The 7,705-nt window shown below is 71.1% G+C and carries 4 protein-coding genes; 2 read left to right on the top strand and 2 right to left on the bottom strand.

Features of this window, described 5'->3' with window-relative positions; all coding sequences use genetic code 11:
* Positions 1 to 468: 468 nt before the first annotated feature.
* Entirely contained in the window at positions 469 to 2,004 is a 1,536-nt protein-coding gene (locus Q0654_RS07395) for a glycosyltransferase family 39 protein (protein ID WP_298852222.1), read from the top strand.
* Here Q0654_RS07395 and Q0654_RS07390 read toward each other — a convergent pair.
* Both Q0654_RS07390 and Q0654_RS07385 read right to left on the bottom strand, forming a co-directional pair.
* Complete coding sequence (locus Q0654_RS07390) at positions 1,974 to 2,645, bottom strand: response regulator transcription factor (protein ID WP_343230128.1); 672 nt, start codon at positions 2,643 to 2,645, stop codon at positions 1,974 to 1,976. The genes Q0654_RS07395 and Q0654_RS07390 overlap by 31 nt on opposite strands.
* Before the next feature lie 59 nt (positions 2,646 to 2,704).
* The gene (locus Q0654_RS07385) at positions 2,705 to 3,958 is read right to left on the bottom strand and encodes an MFS transporter (protein WP_298852220.1); all 1,254 of its coding nucleotides are present in this window, start codon (positions 3,956 to 3,958) and stop codon (positions 2,705 to 2,707) included.
* A gap of 196 nt (positions 3,959 to 4,154) precedes the next feature.
* Between Q0654_RS07385 and glnE the strand changes: the two genes are divergently transcribed.
* Positions 4,155 to 6,947: a bifunctional [glutamate--ammonia ligase]-adenylyl-L-tyrosine phosphorylase/[glutamate--ammonia-ligase] adenylyltransferase gene (glnE, locus tag Q0654_RS07380; protein ID WP_298852218.1), complete on the top strand. Its 2,793-nt coding sequence runs from the start codon at positions 4,155 to 4,157 to the stop codon at positions 6,945 to 6,947.
* Positions 6,948 to 7,705: the final 758 nt, after the last annotated feature.

Raw genomic sequence — 7,705 nt, 5'->3', positions numbered from 1 at the left:
CGAGGCGCGGATGCTGCTTCGACGCCTGACCACCTAATTTGTCAACACCCTCTGAGAGCCTCCCAGCGCGGCGCAGCGGCGCAGGTGTTCTCGAAGAATCCTGGATTCGTCATCCCCGCGAAGAGCCTGCCCTCAAGTAGGCGGGGGCGGGGATCCAGTGATCGTGCGACTGGGTCAGGCTGGGACTGGGCCCCCGCCTGCGCGGGGGCGACGATTCATTGGGTCGCGAGCGTTCTGTTTCTTGAGAGCCCCCCCCCCCCCCCGATCCTTCCGCGCCGCTCGGTACCCCGGAAGGCAGCGGCATGCCTCATCGACGCGGGCAGCCCGGCCATGCCGGGGCGACGGCACGTGGAGCGCGAGCCCCGCGGAATTCCCGGCGCGCTGCTGCGCCATTACGGCGGCGACGGAAGTTCTTAACGGCACTCGGGTGAGGCTGGACGCACCGACCGCCTTGACCTGGCACCCGCCGTGACCGCACTCACTACAAGCCTCAGCCGCAGCGACGGCCGCACTGCGTTGTCGCCACTGGTGCCGACCCTGTTGGCGATTGCCGCCCTTGGCCTCGCCTCGCTGTGGCTGCGCCCGCTGTTGCCGGTCGATGAAACGCGCTACCTCGCGGTCGCCTGGGAGATGTGGTGGCGCGGCGACTTCGTGCTGCCGTGGTTGAACGGCGAGCCCTATCACCACAAGCCGCCGCTTCTGTTCTGGCTGATCCATGCCGGCTGGTCGGTGTTCGGCGTCAACGAGGTCTGGCCGCGCCTGCTGGGCCCGCTGGCGGCGCTCGCTGCCGTCTTCGGCCTGCGCAGCCTGGCGCTGGAACTGTGGCCGCAGCGCCCGGCGGTGGCGGTGCTGGCGCCGATGCTGGCCTTCGGCAGCCTGTACCTGTTCGCCTACGGCTCCGCGCTGATGTTCGACACCCTGCTGCTGGCCCTGCTGCTGGCTGCCTGGCTGCAGCTGCACAGGCTGCTGGTCGCGCCGTCCGCGCGCGCCGGCCTGCTGTTCATGCTGTGGGCGGCCCTGGCCCTGTTGTGCAAGGGGCCGGTGGCGCTGCTGCATCTGCTGGCGCCGATCCTCGCCTGGCCATGGTGGCGACCCCGCGGCCAGCCCGGCGCATCACGCATGTGGCGGCCGCTGCTGCTCACCGGAGTGGCCGCCCTGCCCCTGCTGCTGTGGGCACTGGCCGCCAGCGAACGCGGTGGTGAAGCCTTCCGCCAGGCGCTGCTGTTCGGCCAGACCCTGGACCGCGTGCAGGGGGCGATGGGGCATCCGCGTCCGTTCTGGTTCTACCTGCCCTTCCTGTTGCTGCTGCCGCTGCCCTGGAGCCTGTGGCCACGCGCATGGCGCGCGCTGCGCAGTCTGCGTGCGCTGCCTGCCGAGGCGGGCGCGCGCTTCGCGATGGCGACCCTGGTGCTGGCGTCGCTGGCCCACCTGATGGTAGCCGGCAAGCAGGTGCACTACCTGATTCCGATGCTGGCGCTGGGCTACCTGCTGCTGTCGCGCCTGCTCGCCGGGCAGGCCGACAGCCTGCACCGGGCCCGCCGGATCGCCGCGACCGGCCAGCTCGGCGTGATGCTCGCCCTGGCGCTGGCCTCGACTGCGGTGGCGGGGCGCTATCCGCTGCAGCCGATCGCCGACGCGCTCGCAGCGGTGCAGGCGCAAGGGCGCGCCGTCGCCTACATCGGCAACTACCAGGGCGAGTTCCAGTTCGCCGGACGCCTGCGCGAGAGCATCGCCGAGCTCGCTCCGGCGCAGGCGCAGGCGTGGGCGCTGGCGCATCCGCAGGGCCTGCTGTTCGCACGCGACAAGCGGCTGCGCGGTGCGATGGCAGAGCACGCCGAAGCGCGGTTCAGCTACAAGCGCAGCCCGCTCTGGCTGCTGCCGGCACGGGCCTTCATCGAAGGCCGCGTGGAGGCCACCGAGCCGGAGACCGCCGACGAGGAGAGTGCGGGGATCGCGCCTGCCGGTGTGGAGATTCAGGCCTCGTCATCGGCCGACAGCCGATAGCCGATCCCATGCACGGTGTGGATCAGGGGGCGCCCGAAGGGCCGATCGACGGCGACGCGCAGCGCGCGCACCAGGCTGTGCAGGGCATCGACGCTCGGCGTCGCGTCGCCCCAGACCTGCCCGGTCAGCGTTGCGGTCTCCAGCACCGCCGGGCTGGCGCGCAGCAGGGCTTCGAGCAGCCGTCGCTGCAGCGGCGACAGGCTCAAGGCCTGGCCCGCGCGCAGGGCTTCGCCGGTCTGCGGATCAAGCTGCAGGTCGGCGACTCGCAGGCTGGCACGTGCCCGGGCGCGACGATGCAGGTTGTGCAGGCGCGCTTCCAGTTCGAGCATGGCGAACGGCTTGACCAGATAGTCGTCGGCACCGCGGTCAAAGCCCGCCAGCTTGTCATCGAGGCCGTCGCGTGCGGTCAGCATCAACACCGGCAGGGTCTGGCCGGCAGCACGCAGGCGCGCGCACACGTCCAGCCCGTCCAGCCGGGGCAGACCGAGATCCAGCACGATCACATCGAAGCCGCCGGCCAGCGCCATGCGCAGGCCCTGCAGGCCGTCGAGCGCGTGATCGACCCGATGGCCGCGGCGCTCCAGGAAATCCCAGAGGCTCTCGGCCAGGTCGCGCTGGTCCTCGATGATGAGGATGCGCAGGGGCAGGTCCGGGCCCCGCGGGCGCGGACCGGGCGGCGCATCGGGGCTGGGCGGCCGCGTCAACGCAAAGCCCGCTGCAGCGCGAACGTGCCCAGCAACATCAGGCCCGCCGCTGTCGCGAAGGCCAGGGCCGGCGACAGCGCGGTCCACAGCAGTCCCACGCCCGCGCTGGAGGCAAAGCGCGCGAAGCCGTTGACGGTGCCCAATGCGCCAATGCCCAAGCCCAGCGTGTCGGCGTGCACCAGGCTCGCCGTGACCGTGGATTCGAGCGCCTCCTGCACGGCCGTGTAGGCGCCTGCCAACACGAAGATGCCGATCAGCAGGGCGAGGTCTGCGCTGTCCAGCCAGAACGCCAGGCCCATCGCCACCGCGGTGCTGGCGCCGAGTGCGTACCCCGCGAGCAGCAGCGGCGCATGGCCGACGCGATCGGCCAGCCAGCCGATCGGCCAGGACAGAACGACCTGCACCACATTGCGCAGCACGTACAGCAGGCCGGCCAGCTGCGCCGCCTGCACAAGGCCGAGCGACGGGGTGAGCAGGGTGGTCGCTGCGAGGATCAGCAGGGCATGCGAAAAATCGCCGATGCCGAACACGCCGACCGCGCCGAGATAGCGCTTGAAGCGCAGCGGCAGCCCGCGCAGCGAGCTGAAGAAGCGCAGCGCCGGGTTCGCGGAGCGCTGTGGATCGCGCACGAGCGCGGCGAAGGCCAGCACGGCGAGCAGGCCGGGGATCACCGAGATCCACAGCACGAAGCGGAAGGGGCCGCTGTCATCGCTCCAGGTCCAGCCCTGCGCCAGCCCGAGCAGGGCGACACCCAGCAAGGGGCCGAGCACCGCGCCGACCGAATCCATCGCGCGATGGAAACCGAATGCGCGCCCGCGCGTCGCCGGGTTGACCGCCTGGATCACGATGGCATCGCGCAAGGGGCCGCGCAGCCCCTTGCCGAACCAGGACACCAGCCGCCCGAGCAGGATCAGCGGCCAGCCCGCGGCGACTGCGATCAGGATCTGGCCGATCGGCGTCAGCGCGTAGCCGGTCATCACCAGCAGCTTGCGATGGCCGAGCCGATCGCCGATGTAGCCCGACATCATCTTGGTGAAACTCGCGACCGCGTCGGCGATGCCCTCGATCAGGCCCAGCGCCGCCGCCGGCACGCCGAGTACGGCGAGGAAGCCGGGCAGCACGACCGTGGTGGTTTCGTAGCAGAAATCGCCCAGCGCACTGGTCAGGCCGGCGCCCGCGACCGTGCGGTTCATCCAGCCGGGCGGCTGCGGCGGCTCGGAGGGCTCGAGCTGCGGGGCGGACTCATGCATCTTGAGCGTCTCGACGAAACGACGGGAGCGCGATGGTAGCGTCCGAGCGCGGCGACTGTGCGGCTGTCATGTTGGATGGCAACTGTGGTGCAGGGCACCTCATCGCGCATGGAGACCACCCGAGGCGCGCGTCGAGATCGAGCGCTCCCGGCAAGCTGCTAGAGTCCGGCGCTGCTTCCGCAACGAGTCCGATCCGGTGCCCATCGACGCTCTCGACCGACTGCTGATCGAACGCCGCACGCGCCTTCGTGACGCCGATCCGATCGCCTTCGAAGCGCTGATCGCCGGCCCGATCGGCCCGCATCTCGACCGTCTGCTGGCGGCCTCCGACTACGCCTACGAGCAGCTGTGCAAGCGGCCAGCGCTGATGGCGCAGCTGCTGCAGCCCGAACCGGAGCCCGCGCTCGACGGCCTCGACGAGTCCGCGGCGATGGCCGCGCTGCGCCGCTGGCGTCACGCCGAATCGGTACGCCAGATCGCCCGCGACGTCGCCGGTATCGACTCAGTGCAGGACACGGTGCGGGCCAGCGCCGTGCTCGCCGACCGCTGCTGCCAGCTGGCGCTGGACTACGCCATGGCGGCCTTGGTCGCGCGTCACGGCCAGCCGCGTTCGCGCGAGGGTGCGTCGCAGCAGCTGGTGGTGTTCGGCCTCGGCAAGCAGGGCGGCAGCGAGCTCAACTTCAGCTCCGACATCGACCTGGTCTTCGCCTATCCCGAAGGCGGCGAAACCGACGGCATGCGCGCGCTCGACAACGAGAGCTTCTTCGTACGTCTGGGCCAGCTGCTGATCCGCCTGCTCGGCGAGGTCACCGTCGACGGCTTCGTCTACCGCGTCGACATGCGCCTGCGGCCCTTCGGCAATGCCGGCCGGCTGGCGCTGTCCTTCGCCGCGATGGAGCACTACTTCCAGCGCGAGGGCCGCGACTGGGAGCGCTACGCCTGGATCAAGGCGCGCCCCATCGCCGGCGACATCGAGGCCGGCGAGGTCTTCCTGCGCACGCTGCGTCCCTTCATCTACCGGCGCTACTTCGACTACACGGCCTATGAGGGCCTGCGCGAGATGAAGGCGATGATCGAGGCCGAGGTGCAGCGTCGCGAGCTGGCCGAACACCTGAAGCTCGGCCCCGGCGGCATCCGCGAGATCGAGTTCATGGTGCAACTCCAGCAGCTGATCCGCGGCGGCCGCGAGCCGCCGTTGCGTGCACGCGGGCTGGAGCCGGCGCTGGCGGCGCTGCGTGAGGGCGGTCATGTGGACGCGGCGCAGGCCGATGCCCTGCTGCGTGCCTACCGGCTGTTGCGGCACGTCGAGAATCGCCTGCAGATGCTGCGCGAGCAGCAGGCCCACGAGCTGCCCGAGGATGCCTTCGAGCAGCTGCGGCTGGCGCGCGGCCTGGGCTTTGCCGACTATGCCGCGCTGCTGGAGGTGCTGAATGCGCAGCGTGCGCTGGTGCGCGCAGCCTTCGAGGAGGTGTTCGAGAGCGGCCGTGCTGATGCCACCAGCCCGCGCGCCGGGCTGATGCAGGACTATTGGCGGCAGATCGACCGTGAGCCGCCCATCGAGCTGCTGCGGCAGGCCGGCTTCGCCCAGCCTGAGGAAGCCCAGCAGCGCCTGCTGCAGTTCGCCGCCAGCCCCGTGCGCGCCCAGCTGTCGGCGCGTGCGCGTGCGCGGCTTGATCGACTGGTGCCGGCCCTGCTCGATGCGCTTCCATCAAGACCGCAGCCGCAGAAGCTGCTGGAACGCGTGCTGCACTTCCTGCACGCGGTGCTGCGCCGTTCCAGCTACCTCGCGCTTCTCGACGAGAGCGCGCCGGCGCGCGAACGCCTGCTCGACACCTTCGTCGCCAGCACCTGGATGGCCGAGCGCCTGTCGGCGCACCCGCTGCTGCTCGACGACCTGCTCGACACCCGCAGCCAGGGGGCGCCGGAGTCGCTGCAGGCGATCGCGGACGAGCTCGACCAGGCGCTCATCGAAGTGCCGCGCGACGACATCGAGCGCCTGCTTCCGGCCTTGAACGAATTCCGCCAGAGCGTGGCCTTCCGCATCGCCCGCGCCACCCTGTTCGGCGGCCAGGCCGCGGGCGACAGCGCGCGTCAGCTGGCTTGGCTCGCCGAGGTGATCGTCGGCCTGCTGCTGGAGCGCGCCGAGGCCGAGGTCATCGCCGCGCACGGCCGCCTGCCCGACAGCGGCCTCGCCTTGCTCGGCTTCGGCAGCTTCGGCGCGCTGGAGCTCGGCTTCAACTCCGACCTCGACCTGGTGTTCCTCTACCGCGCCCGCGAGGGCGCCGAGAGCGACGGCGCGCGCCCGCTGGATGCCGCGCGCTACTACCAGCGCGTGGTGCAGAAGCTGATCTCCTGGCTGGGCATGACCACGACCGGCGGGCGCCTGTACGAGGTCGATCTGCGCCTGCGCCCGGACGGCAGCAAGGGCCTGTTGATCTCGACCCTGGCGAGCTTCGAGAGCTACCAGCGCGAGCGCGCCTGGCTGTGGGAAAAGCAGGCCCTGGTGCGCGCGCGCTTCGTCTGTGGCGATACGCAGATCGGCGAAGGCTTCGAGCGCGTGCGCGCGCAGGTGCTGGCCGAGCCGCGCGCGCTCGACGAGGTGCTGCGCGAAGTGGCGGCGATGCGTCGGCGCATGCGCGAGGCACTCGATCGCAGCCGCATGGGCGAGTTCGACCTCAAGCAGGGCGAAGGCGGTCTGGTCGATCTGGAGTTCCTGCTGCAGGCCGGCGTGCTGGCGCTCGGCGCTGCGCATCCAACGCTGGTCGAGGCTCGCGAAAGCGCCGAGCTGATCCAGCGCTGCGCCGGGGCGGGATGGTTTGATTCAGACACCGCAGCGTCGTTGGCGTCGGCCCATGCGGCGCTGCTCGCACTCGGCCTCGCCTGCACCCTGGACGGTCGGCCGCGGCTGGTGCCGGAGGCGAAAGCGCCGGAGTCGGCGCGAGCGGCGATCACGCGGGCCTGGCAGGGCCGCGGGCTTGGGGTGGTGTAGGCGCGGCCTCTGTCTGCTTGGCGCGAAGCTCCGATGTCGATGACGGTGCGGCTGCCCGAGCCCCCGCTCGTGCCGGTGCCGGTGCCGGCGGCAAGGTTTGGAGTTCCGGACTCGGGGTCCGCAGAAGCACGAAGCCTGAGTTTCATAGGGTGGGCCCTGGCCCACCATGAGCTCGATGCTGGCCACGGTCCTCCTCTCGTGGCGCTCTCGCTCGCCTTCGGTCCGCCACTCGCCGGACTCCGTGCCCGCATCGCTTGGCCGTTCATGCCGCGGTAGGGCGCGGCCACGCGTCACCGCCCAGGGCACAGCGAAGCCTGTCGCGAAGCGACTCTGGCGGGCTTTAGTGCACTGCAGCGTGCAAGCCCGCATGAACAGTGTCTAAAGTCCACCTCGCGGTTGCGGCGCCAAGACGTCCGCCGCGAACCCTGGGGAGGGAGAGGCCCGCTTCGTGTACACGAAGCGGGCTTCGTTCTTTTCGGACACCTGAGCTTGCGAGGGCGTCGTCGCACGCTGCGCTCTCTCGTGCGTGTTGGCCGGTCCGATCACGTGGTTACCGGGGCGAGCGTGGAGCTCATGGTGGGCCAGGGCCCACCCTATGCAGCTCCGGCATCGCGCTCTCGCGAATCTCGGCCCGGCCCTCGCGCATAGCGCTCGGGCGTTCGGCCGCGCGCGCGGCATGCCGCGCAAACGCGCCGCCTGCCTCCGGCCCCGGCCCTCGCGCATAGCGCTCGGGCGTTCGGCCGCGCGCGCGGCATGCC

Origin of the sequence: uncultured Aquimonas sp., assembly GCF_937888285.1 — a bacterium.
In the GTDB taxonomy this organism is placed as follows: Bacteria; Pseudomonadota; Gammaproteobacteria; order Xanthomonadales; family Xanthomonadaceae; genus Aquimonas.
This window is presented reverse-complemented; position numbering and strand designations above follow the sequence as displayed.